The sequence below is a fragment of the Brevibacillus sp. FSL L8-0520 genome, from assembly GCF_037963895.1.
Classification (GTDB): Bacteria; Bacillota; Bacilli; order Brevibacillales; family Brevibacillaceae; genus Brevibacillus; species Brevibacillus borstelensis.
Genome location: NZ_CP150171.1, coordinates 596475 through 617722, shown reverse-complemented (window position 1 = coordinate 617722; position 21248 = coordinate 596475). Strand labels below are relative to the sequence as shown.

Annotated in this window: 19 protein-coding genes and 1 riboswitch; of the genes, 8 read left to right on the top strand and 11 right to left on the bottom strand. The window is 54.3% G+C overall.

Going from position 1 to position 21248, the window contains the following annotated elements:
- Window positions 1-99: 99 nt before the first annotated feature.
- A complete protein-coding gene (locus tag NSQ24_RS03390) occupies window positions 100-1065 on the bottom strand; it encodes a hypothetical protein (protein WP_024983355.1) in 966 nt (321 codons plus the stop codon).
- 875 nt (window positions 1066-1940) lie between these two features.
- Window positions 1941-2045: riboswitch (SAM riboswitch) on the top strand.
- Window positions 2046-2126: 81 nt separating this feature from the next.
- Here NSQ24_RS03390 and NSQ24_RS03385 point away from each other — a divergent pair.
- Window positions 2127-3428: a homocysteine synthase gene (locus tag NSQ24_RS03385; RefSeq protein WP_339167244.1), complete on the top strand. Its 1302-nt coding sequence runs from the start codon at window positions 2127-2129 to the stop codon at window positions 3426-3428.
- 133 nt (window positions 3429-3561) lie between these two features.
- On the opposite strand, the gene NSQ24_RS03380 is transcribed toward NSQ24_RS03385, so the two are convergent.
- A complete protein-coding gene (locus tag NSQ24_RS03380) occupies window positions 3562-4068 on the bottom strand; it encodes a GNAT family N-acetyltransferase (RefSeq protein ID WP_339167242.1) in 507 nt (168 codons plus the stop codon).
- Between the two features lie 226 nt (window positions 4069-4294).
- Here NSQ24_RS03380 and NSQ24_RS03375 point away from each other — a divergent pair, with 226 nt between their 5' ends.
- Both NSQ24_RS03375 and NSQ24_RS03370 read left to right on the top strand, forming a co-directional pair.
- Window positions 4295-4780, top strand: coding sequence for a MarR family transcriptional regulator (locus tag NSQ24_RS03375; RefSeq protein ID WP_227277770.1), 486 nt, complete (start codon window positions 4295-4297; stop codon window positions 4778-4780).
- Between the two features lie 69 nt (window positions 4781-4849).
- Window positions 4850-6049: an MFS transporter gene (locus NSQ24_RS03370; protein ID WP_024983352.1), complete on the top strand. Its 1200-nt coding sequence runs from the start codon at window positions 4850-4852 to the stop codon at window positions 6047-6049.
- Window positions 6050-6111: 62 nt separating this feature from the next.
- On the opposite strand, the gene NSQ24_RS03365 is transcribed toward NSQ24_RS03370, so the two are convergent.
- The 9 genes from NSQ24_RS03365 to NSQ24_RS03325 all read right to left on the bottom strand — a co-directional run bounded on the left by NSQ24_RS03365 (window position 6112) and on the right by NSQ24_RS03325 (window position 15077).
- Window positions 6112-6720 carry a TasA family protein gene (locus NSQ24_RS03365; protein WP_003389845.1) on the bottom strand — a complete coding sequence of 203 codons (609 nt, stop codon included), beginning with the start codon at window positions 6718-6720 and terminating at the stop codon, window positions 6112-6114.
- 100 nt (window positions 6721-6820) lie between these two features.
- Window positions 6821-7360 carry a signal peptidase I gene (locus NSQ24_RS03360; RefSeq protein ID WP_003389846.1) on the bottom strand — a complete coding sequence of 180 codons (540 nt, stop codon included), beginning with the start codon at window positions 7358-7360 and terminating at the stop codon, window positions 6821-6823.
- A gap of 312 nt (window positions 7361-7672) precedes the next feature.
- Window positions 7673-8764: a hypothetical protein gene (locus tag NSQ24_RS03355; RefSeq protein WP_339167240.1), complete on the bottom strand. Its 1092-nt coding sequence runs from the start codon at window positions 8762-8764 to the stop codon at window positions 7673-7675.
- Window positions 8765-8776: 12 nt separating this feature from the next.
- Window positions 8777-9427: a hypothetical protein gene (locus NSQ24_RS03350; protein ID WP_243014784.1), complete on the bottom strand. Its 651-nt coding sequence runs from the start codon at window positions 9425-9427 to the stop codon at window positions 8777-8779.
- On the bottom strand, window positions 9420-10691 hold the full coding sequence (locus NSQ24_RS03345; protein ID WP_243014785.1) for a TasA family protein: 1272 nt from the start codon (window positions 10689-10691) through the stop codon (window positions 9420-9422). The genes NSQ24_RS03350 and NSQ24_RS03345 overlap by 8 nt, the downstream gene beginning before the upstream one ends.
- Entirely contained in the window at window positions 10688-11233 is a 546-nt protein-coding gene (locus NSQ24_RS03340) for a signal peptidase I (protein ID WP_003389850.1), read from the bottom strand. The genes NSQ24_RS03345 and NSQ24_RS03340 overlap by 4 nt, the downstream gene beginning before the upstream one ends.
- Before the next feature lie 468 nt (window positions 11234-11701).
- A complete protein-coding gene (locus NSQ24_RS03335; protein ID WP_051925502.1) occupies window positions 11702-12856 on the bottom strand; it encodes an HD domain-containing phosphohydrolase in 1155 nt (384 codons plus the stop codon).
- 45 nt (window positions 12857-12901) lie between these two features.
- On the bottom strand, window positions 12902-13525 hold the full coding sequence (locus tag NSQ24_RS03330; protein WP_024983347.1) for a response regulator transcription factor: 624 nt from the start codon (window positions 13523-13525) through the stop codon (window positions 12902-12904).
- Entirely contained in the window at window positions 13518-15077 is a 1560-nt protein-coding gene (locus NSQ24_RS03325; RefSeq protein WP_039070406.1) for a sensor histidine kinase, read from the bottom strand. The genes NSQ24_RS03330 and NSQ24_RS03325 overlap by 8 nt, the downstream gene beginning before the upstream one ends.
- 257 nt (window positions 15078-15334) lie before the next feature.
- On the opposite strand from NSQ24_RS03325, the gene NSQ24_RS03320 reads away from it, so the two are divergent.
- The 5 genes from NSQ24_RS03320 to NSQ24_RS03300 all read left to right on the top strand — a co-directional run bounded on the left by NSQ24_RS03320 (window position 15335) and on the right by NSQ24_RS03300 (window position 21183).
- On the top strand, window positions 15335-16387 hold the full coding sequence (locus tag NSQ24_RS03320; protein ID WP_243014788.1) for a helix-turn-helix domain-containing protein: 1053 nt from the start codon (window positions 15335-15337) through the stop codon (window positions 16385-16387).
- Entirely contained in the window at window positions 16384-17613 is a 1230-nt protein-coding gene (locus NSQ24_RS03315; RefSeq protein WP_003389856.1) for an MFS transporter, read from the top strand. Before NSQ24_RS03320 ends, NSQ24_RS03315 begins: the two co-directional genes overlap by 4 nt.
- Before the next feature lie 112 nt (window positions 17614-17725).
- Complete coding sequence (locus tag NSQ24_RS03310) at window positions 17726-18664, top strand: MoxR family ATPase (protein ID WP_003389857.1); 939 nt, start codon at window positions 17726-17728, stop codon at window positions 18662-18664.
- A gap of 3 nt (window positions 18665-18667) precedes the next feature.
- Window positions 18668-19861: a DUF58 domain-containing protein gene (locus tag NSQ24_RS03305; RefSeq protein ID WP_339167237.1), complete on the top strand. Its 1194-nt coding sequence runs from the start codon at window positions 18668-18670 to the stop codon at window positions 19859-19861.
- A complete protein-coding gene (locus tag NSQ24_RS03300; RefSeq protein WP_039070403.1) occupies window positions 19858-21183 on the top strand; it encodes a DUF4129 domain-containing protein in 1326 nt (441 codons plus the stop codon). Before NSQ24_RS03305 ends, NSQ24_RS03300 begins: the two co-directional genes overlap by 4 nt.
- The last annotated feature ends 65 nt before the right edge of the window (window positions 21184-21248 follow it).

Genomic DNA, 21248 nt, shown 5'->3' with positions numbered 1-21248 from the left:
TTATAACACATTAACGCGGTGTCGTCATAAAATACAGGGAAATAAAAATGGCTGTCGACTTTCTCGACAGCCTGAGCGCGATTTCTCGCGCCTTTTTTATTACGATCGGTAGAAATCTTCAATTGCATCTAGCAGCCCCGGAGTTCCCGTCACAACTTCAAGCGTATTTCCGTAAAACACGATTGGCACATCATTGATAAGCGGGCTAAAAGTGTCAATGTAATCATTAAAGATTGCCCTCTTGCTCTTGTTGAAATCGCTATCGCCTTCCATGTTCACACCGATGAAGGCCGTAGCGGATGAGCGTTTACCACCAGCAACTGGATCTCCATATACGTCCACGACTTCATCATTACGGGCACTCCTATAAACCAAGTTCACATTCTTATCAGGAGCCGAGTGATAATATGTTGCTGGTTGAATACAAATAACATCAAAAATATTGGTGCGATTAGCGATAACTCCTATATTGTGAGCAATATTTTCCCTGTTTGCACCATAGCCATAGTATGGGCACCACATAAAGTATCTTTCATAAGTGTTGCGAATACGATAAGACAGATCATTCAACAGTTTCACCATCGGATTTGAGGTTGGTCTGGAACTGTCAAGTTTCTCCTGAATCGGATAAATGGCTTCTGTACTGAAGTAAAAACCTGCAAAATCCTTATCCCAATATGTTTGTCCCAACCGATCAACGATTGTACTTTTCACTTGTTTCATATAATCTACATAGTCAGAATAGAATTCGTCCGCCTTCTCGATAGTAGATGAATTGTTGTGAAGCATAGGGAGGGAAATGTACATTTCCTCTCCAGCAATGTCTGATCGCTTCCACACTCTTAGAAAATCCTCCAAATAGCTAATGGATTTCGAAATGACTTGCGCTCGATGTGATTTAGATTTCAGACGGTCAAACCTCGTGCTTGCATCATCCGGATGTCCGAGGTGAATAATATACACGTTAAGCCTTCGACCGTCGAGTGCGTTAAGCATACTTGTAGTTACGTTATAACCGTCGCCTGTATAAATGTGTAATCCTCGAATGCGGTTCAGTGCTATCATAATGCAAAGTCCTCCTTGTTTTTGTAAGAGATAAACGACTTTTTGACCGGTCATCTTGTCGCTTTCACTTACTAGGTAAAATACAAGGAAATTTGCTCACTCTTTTTTTTGAACAGGTAAGGGATTGGCGTGGAATAATTGATCGACGTGAGGGGAAAAAAGTGAGGAATAAAGGTGAATTAGTCATGTTCCCCTCCAAAACTCAGCTACCGCATTATTCTGAGGAACTGGAAAAAGAGAAGGAAGAAAACGACAAATTTATCAGGGACCTTCGTGTTAGGGTTGAAGATATCATGAAAAGACAAGAGCTATGCAGGCCATCTTCACGAGAACAACACCAATAGGCTAGGGGAGCTACTCCCTAGCCTCAACACAGGATATTGTGCATATGTATACCTATACCTGCCTCTCGTTATGGCCCGTACGCAGCCATCGACCGGTGCAAAAATGCGCAAGGAAAAGCATCCATCACTAGGGCGCCCACTTCGAACAGGAACCTTGCAGTAACGGATTCGCCAAAATCAACTGAATATATTCAAAGCAATAAAAAAAGCCGGAGGCCTGTGCTTCCGCTCCGATTTTTTCCTTGCGCCAGTCCCGCATTGATCAAGGACAAGGTTTCCCAGCCTACTGCAAACTCATTTTCCATGGCTCTTTCCTTTCCTCCTTATTGTTGCTGTGAGGAAAAACAAAAAGCCCAAGAGCGTACACCACCCGAAACAGCTCCTCCCCACCCTCCAGATGCAGAGAAAAGACCATACGATAGCAGCGTTCTCGAAATCACAGAAAAACCACCAATTTAGTCGGAAATTTGATTGACCTTCCGAAATTGTCCCCTTATAATACCAAATAAGCGCTATAAGAAAATTGCAAACATTTCATCAAGAGTGGTGGAGGGACAGGCCCGATGAAACCCGGCAACCTGCGCAAGGACGCATGGTGCCAAATCCTGCAGAATCGCTGATTCTGAGAGATGAAACCGCCCGGCATGTCCGAAGCCTTCCCCTCTCAGGAGAAGGCTTCGTTTTCTTTATATCTTTTGACGAGAGGAAGAGATGCCCATGTCAGACCAGCAACAGTGGAAACCGGAAACCCTTGCCCTGCACGGCGGCCAATCCGTCGATCCTGTGACAGGATCGCGAGCAGTGCCGATCTACCAGACGACGTCCTATGTGTTCCGCGATACGGAGCATGCGGCCAACCTGTTTGGCCTCAAGGAGCCAGGCAACATTTACACGCGGATCATGAATCCGACGCAGGATGTATTTGAACAGCGCGTTGCCCTTTTGGAGGGCGGGGTCGGGGCACTTGCCACTTCGTCCGGCCAGGCTGCGATTACATTCGCCATCCTGAACATCGCCCAGGCGGGTGACGAGATCGTCTCCTCCAGCAACCTGTACGGCGGCACCTACAATCTGTTTGCCCATACACTGGGCAGACTGGGGATCAAGGTTCATTTCGTCGATCCGTCCGATCCGGAGAATTTCCGGGCCAAGATCAACGAAAATACGAAAGCTCTTTTCACCGAAACAATCGGAAATCCGCGAATTGACGTCGCCGATATCGAAGCGATTGCGGCCATCGCCCACGAAAACGGAGTTCCGCTGATCGTAGACAATACGTTTGCCACGCCGCTGCTTTGCCGACCGTTTGACTACGGTGCCGATATTGTCGTTCACTCCACGACCAAGTTTATTGGCGGACACGGCACCGCGATCGGAGGAATCGTCGTCGATTCCGGCAAGTTTGACTGGAACAACGGAAAGTTCCCCGGGTTGACCACACCGGACCCGAGCTACCACGGCGTCGTCTACACGGAGGCTGTCGGACCGCTTGCCTACATTATCAAAGCGCGCGTGCAGCTCCAGCGCGATATCGGCGCGGCCGCGGCTCCTTTCAATTCCTTTTTGTTCCTGCAAGGGCTGGAGACGCTTCACCTGCGGATTGAACGCCACAGCCAAAACGCATTGGCGGTAGCCCGCTATCTTCAGCAGCATCCCGCGGTCGAGTGGGTCAACTACCCTGGCCTGGAGGACAGTCCTTACCACGAACTCGCGAAAAAGTACCTGCCGAAAGGAGCGGGAGCAATCCTCACCTTTGGCATTCGCGGCGGTGTTGCCGAGGGCAAAAAGCTGATCGAGTCGGTGAAGCTGTTCTCCCATTTGGCAAACGTCGGCGATTCCAAGTCGCTCATCATCCACCCGGCTAGCACCACTCATCAGCAAATGAACGAATCCGAGCAGCTTGCTGCCGGTGTGACCCCTGGCATGATCCGCATTTCCGTCGGTACGGAAGCCATCGACGACATCATCGCTGATCTGGAGCAGGCACTCCATGCGGCGGTAGCGGTCAGCAAGGTGTAGCTGAACATTTAACGAGCCGGGAACAGCCTTTTTCCTGAACCCGCCATAGCAAAAGGGACGACCCTCTGTCGCGAATGACGCGGACGATGGTCTTCCCTTTTTCCTTTTCCTTGGCAGAGGGGCCAAGGTGAGCTCAAATAGATTTATAGTAAAAAACAGTTGCATGCAATTCCCCATCCGCCGATCTGGCGTAGTCAGGGATGCGGCCCGCTTCCTTATATCCGAGTGAGGCATAGAGCAGGTTGGAAGGATCTCCTTCTCTCGTGTCGAGAACAAGGAGCGTCCGCCCCGCCTGCTTCGCCCTCGCCTCCGCTGCTTGCATCAATCTGCGGCCGATTCCCTTGCGGCGATAATCCGGATGGGCCATCAGTTTGGCGATTTCCGCCCTGTGTCTGCCGTTTTGCTTCGTGGATGCATGCAACTGGACGCTTCCGACAATCTCATTGTTGATTTTGGCCACAAGCAGAATGACCCCGGGCTGCATTACGTTCTCCCAGTACCGCCTTGCCTCTGCCTGCTCCATCGGCGGGAGAAAACCGACAGACGCACCATCCTCGACAACCTTTACCAAAATCTCCGAAAGCCTCTCAACATGCTCGGCAATGCGATTGCATTCTTCAACCTCTACTTCACGAAACATAGCAGACACCCCCAACTGCTGGTTTTGGCCAATCTATTCTTTCTACTATACGCTGTGGGTAATCTTTCTTACAACAAGCGATGTACTTTTAACAGACGACGTATGTTAACAGACTCTGTCAGAACGACAATTTCGTCGGCTTGCTTGCAATGCTACCGAAGCTTGTGGTACATTGGTATTGTTTCCTTGGAAACAATACTGAGGAGGAGGCTGCTCGACATTGGATGTGAAGGAAAGCATCTTCCAGCAAATTCTCGTTCTGTCTCATAAGCAGGAGGAGCGAAGAAAACAGAGACACGACCGATTGCTCGATGAAATCAACCGACTTGCTCCCGACTGTGCGCCATGCAAAAATTTGAGCCTCACCGAGCTGCACGTGATTCAATGCATCGGTCTCGGCGGCGATGCAAACGTGACGGCGATCTCTCAAAAAATCGGGGTGACGAAAAGCGCTGTTTCCAAAATCACGGCAAAGCTGCTCACAAAAGGACTCATCACGCGCTACCAGCTTCACGGCAATCAAAAGGAAGTCTATTTTCGGCTTTCACGACAGGGAGAAGCGGTTTTCTCCATCCATGAGCAGCAGCATCAAAACATCAGCAGCGAGTGGAAGGCGTTTCTGGGGCGGTACACCGCAGAGGAGCTCGCCTTTTTGCACCGCTTGCTGCAGGATGCACTGGAACTGGCTGATCAAAAACAACGCGATGAATGACATTCGATCTTCGTCGCATTACTTTTGAACATATTGTTTCCACGGAAACAAAAAAGGAGGAAAACAACCATGATACAAAAACAAACGGTTGGCTCGTCTACTATTTTATACCTGCTGGGGATTACGATTTTAATCGGTACCTTTGCCCAAAATCTATTCTTGCCGATTTTGACCGATATGCAGCAAACCTTCCATGCTTCCGCTTTTGCGATCAATCTGACCGTTTCCGTTTTTACGCTGATGCTTGCCGTGATGCAGCTCGTGTACGGCCCTCTGGTTGACCGCCTCGGCCGCCGGAGAGTCCTGCTTCCTGCCCTGCTCCTGTTTGTGGCCGCCTCCATCGGCTGCGCTTATGCCCCTTCTCTTGCCTATTTACTGTTCTTCCGGGCGCTCCAGGGTATCGGCTTTGCCGCGATTCCGATCGCAGCTGCGACGGTCATCGGGGACCTGTTTGAGGGGGCAAAAAGAGCAGAAGCGATGGGCACCTATCAAATGATGCTGGGATTGGGCCCGGCGCTTGGGCCGCTGCTGGGCGGCTGGCTGGGGGGACTTGGCGGACATCCGGTCATTTTTCTGTTTCTCGCTGTCAGCTCGCTGATTCTTTTTGGCGCCAACGCCTGGCTGCTCCCGGAAACCAGGCCGTCCGGCTTGTTGGCGACGAAAAAAGAGGGGCGACCGTTTGCCTCTATTTTGACCCATCCAGTGGGAGGAGCGATCATTTTTATCGCTTTTGCGCAAATGTTCACCTATTACAGTTTCCTCGTGTTCCTGCCTGTGCAGGCCACTCACTCCTTTGGACTGGATCCGAATGAGATCGGCGTATTGTTTCTGTGCATTTCGCTCGTATTCATTGCAAGCAGCAAAATGAGCCGTCTTCTGTTGAAGCGCTTCAGGCTTGAGCGCGCTTTGTTGATGACCGCCATCGCGAATGCCGCTGCCACCGTTCTCTTCATGCTGCTGGCCAACATATCGCTGACCGCCCTGATTTTCGGCAGCATGGCGTACGTTTTGACGCTGGGGATCGGCATGCCTTTGCATACGACGCTTTTGTCCGAGGCTTTCCTCAATGAACGGGCTACAGCCATCGGCTGCTACAATTTTGTCCGCTACATAGGGATGGCGGCGGGCCCCGTAATCGGTGCCTTCCTGTTCAAGCTGGGGGACAGCTGGCTGGAATTTGGCTTTGCCGGGCTGTTTATCGCCGTCTCTGCATGGGTTGGCTGGATTCGTTTCCACACCGCTTCAAATGTCGTCCGTCCCGGCCAGTAGTACTTGCCAAAAAATCCCCACTCGTCTTTGAGTGAGGATTTCTTTTTGCGGCAGCCAACCAATTATTTCGGCTCGCCGGCTGTTTGCTTGCCTTCCAGCTTCAGCGTCAGGTTTACGCTGTCTTCCTGGAAGCGGTTTTGATCATTGCCGTCATCTGCGAATTCAATACCCATGTAAATGCGGTCTGTCGTGTCAGGCGGCAGCGTGAGGAGCTTGGTAGCCCAACTGCTGATATCCACTTGACCGCTGTCTTTCAATTCCTTCAGCGATTTGCCGTTCAGCGGATGGACGATGACCCGCTCGGAGATCGGGATGCTCGGATCTGCGCTGGACAGCCAGTAAACCTTCAGGTGATTGTCGAGATCATCAGAGCCGTTGTCGCCGTTTTTGTCGGCTACCGTGTAATCTACGCTCATCAGCAGTTTATTGATGTCGATAGTCCCTGTGTTGGTGATGTCAAATGTTCTTTCAAACCAATCACCGGGCTTCATGTTTTCCACTTGGAAGACGGACTCGGCTGGTGTTGCGCCGATTTCCATTTTACCGGCGGCAAACGTATTGTCCTTGATTTCGCTTGTGGCATTGAACCATGCGAAGGTGCCTCCGCCGATCAGTGCCGCGCCAAGTCCTACGGATGCCAAGGTTACCGCAAATTGCTTTTTCAAGCTCATGTTTTTCTTCCTCCCACGCATTCATGATATTTATGATGACTTGAAGCCTGATACCAGAAAGAACTGCTATCAGCCCCCAAGGTATCACCGCGAGGGTGATTTACGGCTGCGGCTTTGCCGCCGTTTTCGCTTCCTCTTCCTTGATCATTCGCAAGAGCTTCCAGACCTGGCTGACGATCAGGTAGAGTCCGGGCAAGCCCAGCATCAGCAGCATGCCGAGTCCCGATCTGGCAAACTCGATAAAGTAACCGATGAGCGGAACGGAGTACTGCACTTTGCCGATAAACCGGTCTGGCGTGACCGGGGCTGTGTCCTTTCCGTCGTTGGCGTCGCCCTTGGTAATCAACTGGCCATCGCGTTTCTCGATGACGCGGTGCGTAATCGTGAGGCCTTCCGGGTCCTTGAAGGTAATGATGTCCTTTTCTTTGACCTCCTTGAAGTCGACCGGCTTTACCGCGACGATGCTTCCCGTGTTGAAGGCGGGAGCCATCGATCCGCTGAGCACGACCATGATCTGGTTGCCGAACAGAACCGTTTTCCCTCCGTTTATCTTGCTGACGAAGAGAAGACCCGTGATGGCGATGACCGCGATTAAAAACAGACTCGTCAGAATGGATATGCACTTTTTCAACAGGACCACTGGATGATCTCCCCGCTTTCCTTGGCGTTCGGCTGTATGCCGTTCACAGTTCTCATCTTACGGATTTTCCGTTTTCCCATCTTCCTGCGTCAGGGTGAACTTCCTGACTGTCCGGGATGATCCGAAGCACCGGAAAGTATGGCTGCATTTTCATACCGAGGGATGACCTTATCTCAGCTTTTCATGGTGCAGTGGAACGACGGAAACGACTTTTGGCATGAAAAAACCAGCGAGTGGTGACCCGCCGGTCTTGTTTGATCCGTTTCTGTTTGATCCGTTTACACTTTGTTTGAATGCACGCTGCTAAAGCACTCAGCCTGTCGAGGCTGGCAGACTCTCGCCGTCTTGGTTCGACGGCGGAGTATTGTCTTCTCCCGGGCTCGGAGGCGGCTGATCCTCGCCTTCTCCGCCTGGAGGCTGCGGCGTCTTTTCCCCTGTGCTCGGAGACTGAGGTTCTTCTCCTGTGTCCGGTGGCTGCGGAATTTCTCCTCCTGCTCCCGGCGGCTTCGGTGCTTCTCCTCCTGCTCCCGGCGGCTGAGGTGCTTCTCCTCCTGCTCCCGGCGGTTGCGGAATTTCTCCTCCTGCTCCCGGCGGCTGCGGAATTTCTCCTCCTGCTCCCGGCGGCTTCGGTGCTTCTCCACCCGCCCCCGGCGGTTGCGGAATATCTCCCCCTGCTCCCGGCGGCTTCGGTGCTTCTCCCCCTGCTCCCGGCGGTTGCGGAATTTCTCCTCCTGCTCCCGGCGGCTTCGGTGCTTCTCCCCCTGCACCCGGCGGAGGCGGTACAGGGGTTTCCGTCCCCGGCGGCGGAGAGCCCGGCGTACCAGTCCCCGGTCCAGGTTTGGCGGGCGGAGGTGGCGGGCTCACCTCCACGACACTCGAGCTTTCCTTGTATTCCGTAACGACCGTCAACGGAATCACGTGCCGGTAAAAACCGCCCAAGGCTGTTATGTGCAGTTCCCCTTCCAGTGTTTCATGTTCGCGCTTGACTTGATCCCGTATATGGCCGATGCGAAACTCGATGCCGTTCCCGCCGCCTTCCCGGCTGATCTCGAGGCGCCCCTCCGGCTCACCCGTCACTTTCAGATTTTCCACGTCCAGATCGAGATGCGGACGCTGCGGCTTGAATACGAGCGTAAAGGTGCCCTCGTCGATGCAAATGTCTACATCGCGTTCCTCCGTGCTTTTTCCTGCTTCCGTCTTTACTCTGGTAATCGTTACGTGCTTCTCCACCTCTGTCACGAGGCGAATCGCTTCCGTTTCCGTTGTAAAGACGTCTTCATTGGTTCCCAGACTGACAGGGACTGTCTGCTTTTTCTCACTGGTCAAAAAGGCAACTGTACCTTCGAGGGGGAGGAGCGCGAAGATCAATGCGAAAGCCATGAGGCCCGACACCAGCTTTTTCACCATTCGTCCCCCCTATTCCGCAAAAATGGCATCCAGCGTGGCCTGTTTGGCCAGGAAGCGTATTTCCAGGTTCCCCTTCAGCGCTTGAAAGCTGTGATCTACGCCTTCCTTTGGCAAATAGACGGTGATCGCAAACGTCTTGCTTCGCTGATGGGGAGAGAAATGCTCTTCCGTTCCGTTCACATGCTTCAGCCCGGGCTGCTCCTGATGCAGCCCCCGGACCAGCCCGTCATAAATGACGCTGCCGCCGCTTTCAATCCGGATGCACAGAACTTCTTCCAGCTTCTGCACGTCTTCCGGCTTGCCCGCTTCCTTCACCTCAGCCACAATCTTGTAGATAAATTCCAGATCGCTCTCTCCGCTGGAAAGGGTCGCCTCCAGCTGGCGGGCGTCTCCCGGGATCATCCGGGACAAGTCGACTGCCTGGTTGCCCCCTTCAATCACCCGCCACTTTTCGCCAAACACGCTGCTTGTAATGTCCAAAAGCCCGATGGCAAATTGGTTGCCTGTATCTTTGACCCCCTTCCACATCCAGCTGTAGGTGCCGGCTGGCTGTACCCAAAGCGAGGCGGTCAGCCCCAGCAGAAAAATACCGCCTGCCCATTGTTCGGCAAGCCGCAGGCGTTCCTTTTTGGGTCTTTGTCCGCTTCGCCGCTCAATCATATTTGTTGTCTTCCAGGTAGAGGTCTGCCTTGAACAGATGGAGGGCAAGTTTCTTCGCATCCCCGTTCTCCTCGCTTGTCTCCTTGAATCCTTCAATGCCATCGCCCACTTGAACGCCGCCGCTGTCCACTGCGTATTTATTTACGTTGGCAAAGTCATTGCCGACGATCTGCACTTCGGTCTCCCGGTCGTTTGCTACGACCACAGCGTGTTGAACGCCCGAAAACGAATTGTTTGCGATGAATGCCCCTTTGATCGTCTGATCCAGCAAGATCGCTGCCTCGGCTCCGGCAAATGTGCTGTCTTTTACCGTCAGCCCCTCCAGCGTCTTCTCTCCGCTCAGATCGGGCATCGTCCGGATTGCCGCGTCGAACTGGCCGTCAAACGTGCAGCCGCTGAAGCTGACGTTGGAGCCGACGTACAAGCCTGTCCCGCTGCCTTCAAAGCGAATGCCTTCAAAAGCGGCGTTGCTCACCTGCAGCTCATCTGCCCGGACGACGACCTTGCCTTCCTTGCCGGGAGCCGCTTTCCACGTCACCTTTTCCGGCAGCTTCATGTCGGAAAGATCGTAGCTTCCTTCTTCGAGGACAAAGGTCAATCCCGTCACGCTGTCCTTTTCCGCTTCCTTGCTGACCATCCGCAGCGTTTCCACCAGCTTGGTGCCGTTCAAATCCTGCGGTGTGAACGTCATGACAGGACCGCCCTGAGCAAAGTAATGGCCATTATCCTGCTGGGTAGCCAGGAAACCAAAGGTCACATCGGCCGACTTCTGCTGCACTTCATTTCCCGTGCTTTCCGGAAGGTATACGGAAAAATGCAGATCGTCACTTTCATCCTTGGGCAGCTCCGGAATGATCACATTGGCCAAAGTAAGCTGGCTGACCCGCCCGTGGTAAAGCAGCTCGCCGCCTTCATTTTCCCTTCGCACTTCCACGACCAGCCGATCGTACACGATGTCGTCTCCGCCTTCCTTCTCAGCCAAAAGCGCGTATTTCACCGGGACGTCACTCTGATTGTGGACCGTCAGCGTCTTTTCAAACCGGACTCCGGGCAAAAACGGCTGATCGTCGGCGGCTTGAAACCTGGCTTTCGTCTCTCCGAGGGAAATTTCCAGCTTTCCTGCCGCAAATGTACTGGAATCTTCCACTTGGCTCGTAAAGTAGGCGTACGTGCCAAAGCTGGTACTGGCTACGATGGAAGTCAGAACAGCCGTCCCCATCGCGATTCGCTTCCACGGCCAATTTTTGACCTGTTCCCACTTCATGAAAGTTCCCCCTCAATTGTCTCAGTTTGCGTACGCTTCGACCGACTCTGGCCCTTCCGATGCGAATACGCCAAAGCCACGATAAAGGCAGCCAATGCGGCGAGCAAGACAGGCGGCTTCCGAAGTCCCTCCTGGACTGCAGCCGCGTACGGAATGGTGACGACCACTTTGCCGACAACGCGGTCCGGATCGGTCCACCCTCCATCCTCACCTTGATTGGCGTCTCCTTTCGTTTGCAGATAACCGTTTTCCATTCGATGCACGATGCGGTGAGTCGTAAGGGAAAGGCCATTTTGCTCTTGCCAGTACGTAATGATATCGCCCACGCGCGGCTGCTCTTCCCCGTACCTGCGAACGATGACCATATCGCCGGCATTTATCGCGGGGGACATGCTTCCCGTAAGCACAGAAAGCACCCGCCAGCTGCCGATCCCCGGCATGCGGTCATCGTTTAAGCGGCTGGTTGCGAACAAAAAAAGATTGAGGATGACAAAGACGATCAGGATAAAAATACCGCTTCTCTTTCCCCAGCGAGCTGCCACGCCGATCACCTCTTTTTTTCATTTTACGCGGAAGTCAGGGGCCCATCTTCCATCGCCGGAAGGACTGCGCATACACATTGGGAGGAAGATTTTTATTCGCCGGGATGAGACGATCTCAGACTGAAGGATGAGGGAAACAAAAAAGCTTGCAGATCTCACCTCTCGGGGAGTGTTCGGCAAGCTGTCAGTTCAATTTCTTCTATTTTTCGGGGCGGCTGCACAGGACGAATGGGAACATACGAGAGGGTGGCCGGAGTGGCACGGATACGGGAAAGGTCTTTGCCGCAATAGGGGCAGATCCATTCGTACCGTTCTGCGCTGCTATACGATCGCTTTTGGCATTTCCCGCATTTCTTCTGCCACACTTGCCTTCCCTCCTGACCGACAGTTCATACGTTATGATTACCATTTATTTATACCATCTGCATCAGGCTTCAGGCTGTTTTCTCCTATCCTTCAGGCGGAGATTTAGCCAACCATCGGCGGGACATTGGAAACGGTGACGGGAAGGGGCATCTGTATCGAGCGCGAAAAAGCGCAAACCACACGCTCATCGTATACCGTTCCTGCCATCAGGCGGATTTGCTCGCAGGCTTCCTCCACCGTTAGCGGCTCGCGATAGGACCGGAAGGTGGTCATGGCCAGATAGCATTCCACAATCCCTAAAGCCTGTGCGAGCACTGGAATTTCATTCGCCTTCAATTGAGTGGGGTAACCGGTGCCATCGTAGCGCTCATGATGCGAATGCAGCGCAGCAACCACGCGCTGACAGGCCGGATCGTCCTTGAACAGCTCCGTCCCGATGAAGCAGTGCTCCTGAATGACCTGATATTCGTAAGTGGTCAGCTTGCCTTCCTTTTCAAATACATAATCAGGCCACTTGATCCGGCTGACGTAATGCAGGAGGGACAGCAAATTCACCTCCCAATCGCTCACCTTCTCCTCCGGAAACTCGCGGAGCATCCGCTTGATCAGCCTGCCCATCTGCTCGATCTCCCGGGAGCTGATCCGCGTTTTTCGCTCGACCGTGGGCACAAGCTCGTTTAGCAGGGTCATCGCGTATTCGCGTTTCCTCTCGTCTGCCGCCCGCCTGGCACCGCCGACCCATCTGTTCAGGGAGTAGTACCCGAGCCAAGCGCAGATGCCGCTTCCAGCCGCGAGCGAAAGGTGGGCAAACACATCCATCGCGGCAGCTTGCTCCAGTTTTACACCGAGTGAAAAAGCGTAGATCAAACAGCTCACGGTTCCCCATATAAGCAGCAACATCCGGTTGTGAAAGAATGTGAGATACAGCGGATAAATCAGAAAAATGTTCCACAATCCCGCATCATACTGCCGGTTGGACAGACAAAGAAACAACAGCAAGGCGATGACGAGAAAAGCGGACACGTGCGGTGATCTGGCGTCCGGCAGCACATAGCGCTTGTGCAGCAGGTAGACGGTCCAGGATACCGCTCCACCGATGACCAAGCCCATAACATGTACCCATGGAGAAGAGATGGCATTGGTTACTGCCAGAAGCACTGCAATCAGCGCATCGACCGTGACCAGCACAGCCAGCCAATAAAACATCCTGTCCGCCAGAAATTCGGTATGATTTCCTTTCCTCTTTCGCAGTTCCATGTAAGACCCTCTTTACCGTTTTTACAATCGGCTTTATTTGCTTATCTACCGCGGCACCCTGACCATGCCTTTTTTCAAACCGTACAGCACTGCTTGCGATCGATTGGGCTGGCCCGTCTTTCTGAGAATGCTGCTGACGTGGGTTTTGACGGTCGCCTCTGATATGTATAGCCGGTGAGCGATTTCCTGATTGCTGAGATTTTCGACAATCAATTCAAAAATCTCTTGCTCCCGCTCTGTAAATACGACATCGGCTTCTTCCTTGCGTCTCCGCTGGAGCTTGGATTGAAAGCAGGAATAGCCCATCATGACCATGTCCATGGTGTGAAGGATTTGCTCTGGTCCCGTGTCCTTCATGACGTACCCGTCTACATGGGAGTCCAATGCCCGAAAAACGTCCTCGCTTTCATCATAGGCAGTCAAAATCATCACTTTCAGCTCAGGCAGCTTCTCCTTCATCGATTTGCAGCTGTCGATTACGGAGATGCCCGGCATTTTCAGATCGGATATGATCAAGTCCGGCTTGCTGCTCATCGCCTTTGCCACGAGTTCGTCTCCGTTATTGGCTTCCTCAACCACTGTATATCGGGGCGAACTCTCCAGGATCATTTTCAGGCCCTCCCGGACGATCCGGTGGTCGTCCGCCAGCAGCAATCTTACCTTATCCATACATTTCCACTCCTTTTTTCGGTACAATCGCCACAATTTCGGTTCCTTCATTCGGTCTGGATTGAATGTGCAAGGTCCCACCCACTTCAGCAATCCGCTCTCTCATCCCCAGAAGCCCGTAGCTGTTCTTCAGGTCGGCCTTTTCTTCCGGCAAAAAACCGATCCCGTCGTCCTTGATGCGCACTGTGATTTGCAGGGAGGACGCCTCGACGGTCACCTCCAGACGGGACGCGGCGGCGTGTTTCACTACATTGGCCGAAGCCTCCTCCACCAGTCGGTAAATCGCATCGAGGATCGGCAGTGGTTCCTCTCCCAGCCTGCCGCGCGTCACAAAATCCACGTCAAGCCCGGTCCCCACCGTAATTCTTTTCAGCAATTGCTGGACAGCCTCGGTTATCCTTTGCGTCGGCCGGGCATCCCGCAGGTGTGTAATGTACTCGCGGACCTCGCTATGACACCACTGGATTCGCTCCTCCATCTGCTGCAGCCTTTCCAGAGAGCTCTCCCTCGCCTCCGGAGGCAGCGTCTGCTTGATTTGAAACAATTGGGCAGACAGGAAAAACAGTTGTTGCGCCAGCCCGTCATGCATATCCTGGGCCAGCTTTCGCCGCATTTCCCGATGGAGGGAACGCGCCATTTCATAGCGGACGCGATTTTGCTTCACGTGCTGGCAAATGACGACAGCCATCATCCGCAGCAGAAGGCATTCATAGCGGCTCACTTGCCGTTTGGGCGAAACCGAAAACAACAGGCATCCCACGGAACGGCCGTCCTGCCTAAGCGGCATGCAAGCATACGTGTCTTCTCTGCCTGTAAAGTCATGCAAAGGCAAAAGGGTCAAATGCTCCAGCCCTTCCGCTCCCAGATCGAGCAAGCGCTGAACAAAGTAGTCTCTCCGCCAGTTCCCATCTCCTTCCCGCTCCTCAAACAGACATAAATAGGCGTTTTCCGCGCGAAACATCCGTTTGACCGTCTTTTCCGCCTCATTAGTAAGATAGATATTCTGCTCCTTCTCCGACATCCGTCTCATAAACAGATATATTTGCAAACATTTGGAATAGGCCCCTTTCAGTTGTTTGATCATCGTAAAGACCCAATAAGACAGGCTGATCCAAAGCAATATGTCAAGCAGCAAGCGAAGGTGATCGAGATAGGGTTGCGGCAGCAGCAAATCGTGAGGTATCCATGCTTGAAGAACGAAGTAAGCGAGGAGAAAAAGGGCGGCGACCAGGAGAAACTGTTCCAATCGCAAAACAGCCGTCAGCCAAAGCAGCGTTGTATAGGCATACAGCATGAACGGACTGTTCGACTTTCCTGTCAGGACGATAAACAGCAGCGCCACTCCCAGATCGACCAATCCCAGAAAGAACCACGACTTCCGGGGGAGCGCGTACCAGAGCACCCCTGCATAGACGACAACCAGCCCCAAAAGGAGAAAATAAAACGTGTCGTGATTGGCTGACGACTGCATGTAGAAGGAAAAAAAGGAGAGAAACAAGACCCACTGCAAAAGATACAGCATCAGACGAATTTCTTTTAACAATTGGTTCATTCCGATTACCCTCAAAAGCTTCGTCAGAGTAAATATCGACTGATATGATGCAGACGACCTAATCGTATCCCAGTTTCCAGTCATTTACAACAAGTGTAAAATGTCGAACATCTGCTGATATTTCCAGTCTTTTCGACGGAACCTTACAGATTCGACGAAAAAGATCCGGCCAAATTTCGGTATTCGGTTTTTATTGAACAATTCATTCGGTAAATATAGAATATAAACAACTACGATTCGGAAAGGATGTCCATTCGATGAAGCTTTTGGATATGAGCTATGGCCGCAGCAGCTATCAGGTGACACTGCATTCTTCTCCTCTGTTCGAAGCAGCCTTGGGGATCGCGGCTGCTACTTATGATGAAATCCATCCTACTCTGGAAAAGCCGAGGGAGCATTGGCTGGCGATGATCGCCGCTCTCCCGCCTGACGTTCAAACAGAACTGTACGACGCGCAGCGGCATCATACTTGGAAAACGCTTTTGCAGCTGCTGCATGCTCGCCCTTTTCCCGATCTCGATGCATTCCTTTCCTATCTGGAAGGATTGCCCGGACAGCAGCTTCGTCTGGAAGCATTGCCCTACCTCGGGAGAGAACGCGAGGATGCGCGCTATCTTGCGTCAACAGGAAACCGCCTAGCAGTGGCAGAACTCCTGCAGGCTTGTGCGGGCCACAAGTTTTTCCCCGCGTACATCTCCCATGTCTCCGAGGTGGATGCAAATGAATTGCGACGCCATTTGATAACGCTTTTCCGTGGCTGGTACAGCATCCACGTACGCCCGCAAGAAACGGAGCTGGACAGTCTCTTGCAGCGCGACTGCGATCAGAAGCGCGCCATGCAGCAAAAGCTCTCTCCGGAAGCGCTCGTCGAATGGGCGACAGGGGGAAAATACGAGCCCGAGCCTTCCGTCGCTCGCGTACTGCTGGTTCCCCATACGCTGTACCGCCCGTGGACGATCCAGGCTGACGCTCCCGACACCAAGGTGTTTTATTACCCGGTCGCAGACGAAAACATGGCAGAGCAGGTCGATCCGTACCAGCCGCCGCATCTGCTCGTTCAGGCCTGCAAGGCATTGGGCGATGAACATCGCCTGCGCATCGTCAAGCATCTGGCAGAGCGCGCTCACAGCCTGCAGGAGCTGGCGGTACGGATGGACATGGCGAAGTCGACGCTCCACCACCATCTCTCCATGCTCCGCTCGGCCCGCTTGATCGAAATGGACGCCTCCAAATACCAGCTTCGGCGGACTCATGTCGACCAGCTCTCGCTTTTCCTGTCGGAATATCTGGACAAGGACTGCAGCCGATGAGGTCTTGGAAGCTGGGGGCGAACCCTTCATTTTGGCTGATTGTCTCGGGACAAGCCGTCTCCGAAATGGGGGCGAGCCTGGGAACGCTGGCAAACAGCTGGCTTCTGCTGGAGGCGACCGGTTCTCCCGCAGCAGTGGGCAGCATGTGGCTTTTGTACTTTCTCCCCTCGCTCGCCGTACAGTTGTTTATCGGACCGTATCTGGACCGCTGGGACCCGAAGCGAGTCATGATAGTTTCCCAATTGGCGAGAAGCGCAGCGTTTGCGTGCAGCTTTGCGGCTGCGCTGACGGGCTTGGGCGGAGTCTGGCCTGTCTACCTCACGTCTTTGGTAAACGGCCTGGTTCAACCGTTGTACGTCCCTGCCAGCCTGTCGCTCCTGCCCTCTGTCGTAAAGCCGGAGGCGTTGACCCGGGCCAATGCCACGCTTGACGGCACCTTGCGTCTGGCGATGGTCGGCGGCCCGTCGCTCGGCGGGCTTTTGATCGGCATTTTCGGCGGTACGGCAGCACTCGCTCTGACTGCGGCCGCCTTTGCCGCAAGCGGCACTCTTTTGGCTTTTTGCCAGAGCAGGTCTGTCAGTGAACGGGCGAAGCGGGAGGCCTGGATCTCGATGTTTGCCGAGGGTCTTCGTTTTTTTGGCAAAGAGCCGCTGCTTTTGCGTCTCGGAGTGCTGCTGTCATTTGTCCAGTTCGCCGTGGGGGTCCAGATGGTGCTGACCTTGCCTTATGTGGTGGACGAGCTGCATGGAACAGCTTCCCACGCCGGTCTGTTATTGGCTGGCTTCCCGCTGGGCTACGCCTTTGGTTCGATGCTGGTTCCAACCTTGTCCAAACGGTGGCCGCGTTCTGTCATCATGATGCTCTCCCTGCTCCTGGGCGGCACAAGCTTTGTCGCGCTGGCACTGGTCCACTCGATCTGGCTCGCCGTATGCATCGAAATCATCGCCGGCATCACAGCTCCCTTTTTCCATGTGCACAACACCAGCCTGTACCAGACAAGGGTTCCCCGGCAACTGCTGGGACGTGTGCTCTCTGTCCGCCTGCTGATTATTCGCGTCACGATGCCGCTCGGCGTCTGGCTGGGCGGACTGCTGGGGGAACAGGCGGGGATTCGCTTCGTCTATGCAGGTATGGGACTTTTGATCGTGATCGCCACTGTGCTGCTGCCTCTCCGGGCCCGCCTGCTCGAAGCCGGACAATGCGAGAGAACAGTCAACACCCCTTGATCAATCTATAAAATTTTATGAAAATTTGGCGATATCAGGATACTTGATTGTATAATGGATGACGAGTTGTTTTTTTGCAAAAACATCGGATAAAAAAGGGGTTTTTCTGAGAATGACACATCCAAAGCTGGAATCTTTGCTGGATACAATAAACAGAGTGATCGTAGGCAAGGAGGATCAGGTTCGGCTCCTTTTGACGGCTATGCTCGCACGCGGCCATGTCCTGCTGGAGGACCTGCCCGGGATGGGCAAGACTGTTCTGGCCAAAACGTTGGCCCAAGCGATTGGCGGCACCTACAACCGCGTGCAGTTTACCGCAGACCTTTTGCCTTCGGACGTCGTCGGTCTGCATGTGTTCAACCCCCGCACCAATGAATTTGAGCTGCGCCGCGGACCCGTTTTTGCCGATGTGCTTTTGGCGGACGAAATCAACCGGGCGACGCCCCGTACACAATCCGGTCTGTTGGAATGCATGGAAGAGCGTCAAGTGACTATCGAGGGCGTGACCCTGCCGCTGCCGTCCTCGCTGCTGGTGATCGCGACCCAAAACCCGATTGAATCCGAGGGTACATATCCGCTTCCGGAGGCGCAGCTGGACCGCTTTTTGTTCCGTCTGGCGCTCGGATACGGAAGCAGAGAGGATGCGCGTGAAATTCTGCGGCGTTTTCGCGGCCAGTCTCCGCTGGAACAGGTGCATGCTGTCGTCAGCCCCGACGAGATCGCGGCCTTGCAGCGGGAGACGACGGCCATCCACGTCAGTCCCGCTGTCGAAGAATACGTCATCGACCTGACGGAAGCGACCCGGAATCACCGCTCAGTGGAAGTGGGACTCAGTCCGCGCGCCATGCTCGCGCTCCTGCGCTCCGCCCAGGCCGCTGCCCTGCTCGACGGCCGCAGCTATGTCCTTCCAGATGACGTCAAACAAGTATTTCCTCCCCTGGCGGTCCATCGCATCCGTCTGTCGATGGAAGCGGAGCTGCACGTCACCGAACAGGAAATCATCCAGGAAATCCTCCGGGAAGTCCACGCGCCGGTCGAAGAGGGCGTCTAAAGCATGAGCACGCGGCAGACGTACCACGGTTTGGGCTTTATACTTCTGATCTTTGCCCTGTTTTCAGGCAATTGGTTTCTTTGGCTGTTCGGCGGGTTCTTCTTTTTTATGTCCGGGCTCGCTAGCTGGTGGGCTAGAAACCTGACCCGGTGGGTGCAGGTGGAATGGTCTGCTGATCAAAGCCGGGTCATGCCCGGCACGCCGATCACCGTCCGGCTGCGGCTTCACAACCGTTCCTGGCTGCCGCTTCCGGGGACGCTGGTCCAATTTTCCCTGCCCGACCATGTTGTCCCAGAGCAGGCAGACGAGGTGGTGGAGCGAAATGCGCGAACCTGGATACGCTTTCGCTTTCATCTGCCGATGCGAAAAACCGCGGAGCGGACATTCGTGATCACTCCGCACAAACGAGGCGTGCTCTGGCTTGGCGAAGCCCAGTTTGAAACCATTCCGCTGTTTGGCGAAGAAGCGGAGGCTCTTGTGCTCCCCTTCTCCTTTTCGGTGCTCGTGTATCCGCTGCCGCTGCCCATTCCCCCATTGGATACGGGAACAAGCGAGCCGGAGGGCAGCCGTGTCACGCGAAGCCACCCGATAGAGGACGTTACCTTTTTGCGGGGTGTCAGAGCGTATTCCCCCGGCGATCGCCTGAAGCATATTCACTGGAAGGCGAGCGCCAAAACCGGACTCTTGCAAACAAGGCTGTTCGAGCCGACGGCAAATCCGAAGTGGATCGTGATCGGTCACATCCTGCCCTCCTACGAGCCGGTTCTGCAGAAACACAACGATGCCGTCAACGAACGGACTATCTCCGGCCTGGCAGCGCTGTCCGTCCTTTGCCGCCGACAATCGCTGTCCTACGAGCTGTTGCTGACGGTCCGGCAGCGCGGCCGGGAGCATTACCACCAGACTGCCGGAAGCGGCAAGGCGCATCACATCCAGATCATGACCCATCTGGCCAAGCTCCACCAGTACGCGCCGACATCCCTCGCCGCTGCCCTGCACCGGCTTGAGCAGCAAAGCGCCGCAGAAGCGCGAATCGTCATCGTGACCCCCCGGCTGGATGAACCGGCATTGGAAATGATCGAGCGGCTGACTCGGCGCGGCTATCACATCACGGTGCTGGACGTGTCGCAGGACCAGCCTGTCATTCGCCGTTACGGACTTGCTGCTGCCAATCAAAGGAGGGTGAGCTGCCGATGAGCCGATCCTTTCTGATCCGCCAGTCTTTTCTCTTCTGGCAGGAATCCGTCCTGGCCGCTGTGCTGTTGATGCTGATCGGCTGGCTTCCCTCCCTGCCGGGTAGCGTAGCCGGCTTTGCCTGCGGCGCCACTGCTCTTCTCGCTCTGGGCCTCTGGCTGTACGAGGGCGGCGGACGTCATATCATGCTTCACTTTTTGCTCTATCCGCTGGTGATTGCGGCTGGTGTTCTCGTGTACTATTTGTTTGGCTCCCTGCTGCTTGCCGCTCTTGCTGCAGCGCTATTTTTCTGGCGGGTCCATGCCCTCTCGACGCTCACATATACCCGGGCCACACTGCAGCGGCTGTTCGTGATCGCGCTCTGCATCTCGCTCTTCCATTTGGCGATTCTCGCCTTGTTCGGGTCGATGATGAAAGACGCGGTCTACGACGCAAAGCAGCTGTCCCCCGTTTTGGTGCTGATACTCGGCGGCTATTTGCTCTCCAGTATAGGTGAGTATTTGACGCGGCAGGACACGAAGGGAGCTTTTCCGCCGTCAGCGTATGCTGCATCTCTGGGCGGGCAATTGCTCGGATCGCGCCTGCTGCTGGCCCTTGGCTATACGGCGGTGACAGGTCTTTTGCTGCTTGTCTTGAGCTTCCTTTGGGGGGTTGCCAAAAAGCCGCTCGGCGACGCGCTCTACTGGTTGTTCGGGCCTGCTTTGCGAGCGGCCGGAAATTTGATAGAACAGCTGGCAGGCGCTCTGGGGAACAACCAAAGAGTGAATGACCTGATGAACGAGTCTACGGAAGCAACGGATGAACTCCCGCTGGACGAGATGGAGTTTGCCGGAGAGCCATTATTTTCGCTTTGGGAGCCGTATCTCATCGGGGGTATTGTTGTCGTTGTGGCGGCCTCGGTGGGCTGGGCGATTTGGAAGCGGAGACGGCGGACTGCAAGTCTGAGCGCTGCTGACATCCCCGTCCAGGCTGAAACCGCCTTGCAGGAACTGACCGATGAAGGAGCCAATGAAGGACGGCCGATCTGGAATTTGGACGAGCTGCGGAAAAAGACGGCAGGCCCCGAGGAAGACCCGGTTCGCTACAGCTACTACCGCTTTTTGCTGCACATGGCAGATGCCGGCTTGCGAATCGAGCCCTTCGAGACAAGCCAGGAGTATTTGCGACGCCTGCGCCGAGAGTGGCCTCATCCGGACGCGCTCGAATTGGCTGGACGCATCACGCGGTACTATGAGCAGTACCGGTATTTGGAAAAGCCGCTGTCTTCGGAGGAGCTGGCCGACCTGCGGGATTGTGTGGAAACGATACAAAAGACTATGGAATAGGAAAGAGGGTGCCCGACTGGGACACCCTCTCTTTCATGCGTCTTCGCACCGTAGTATACCGGACT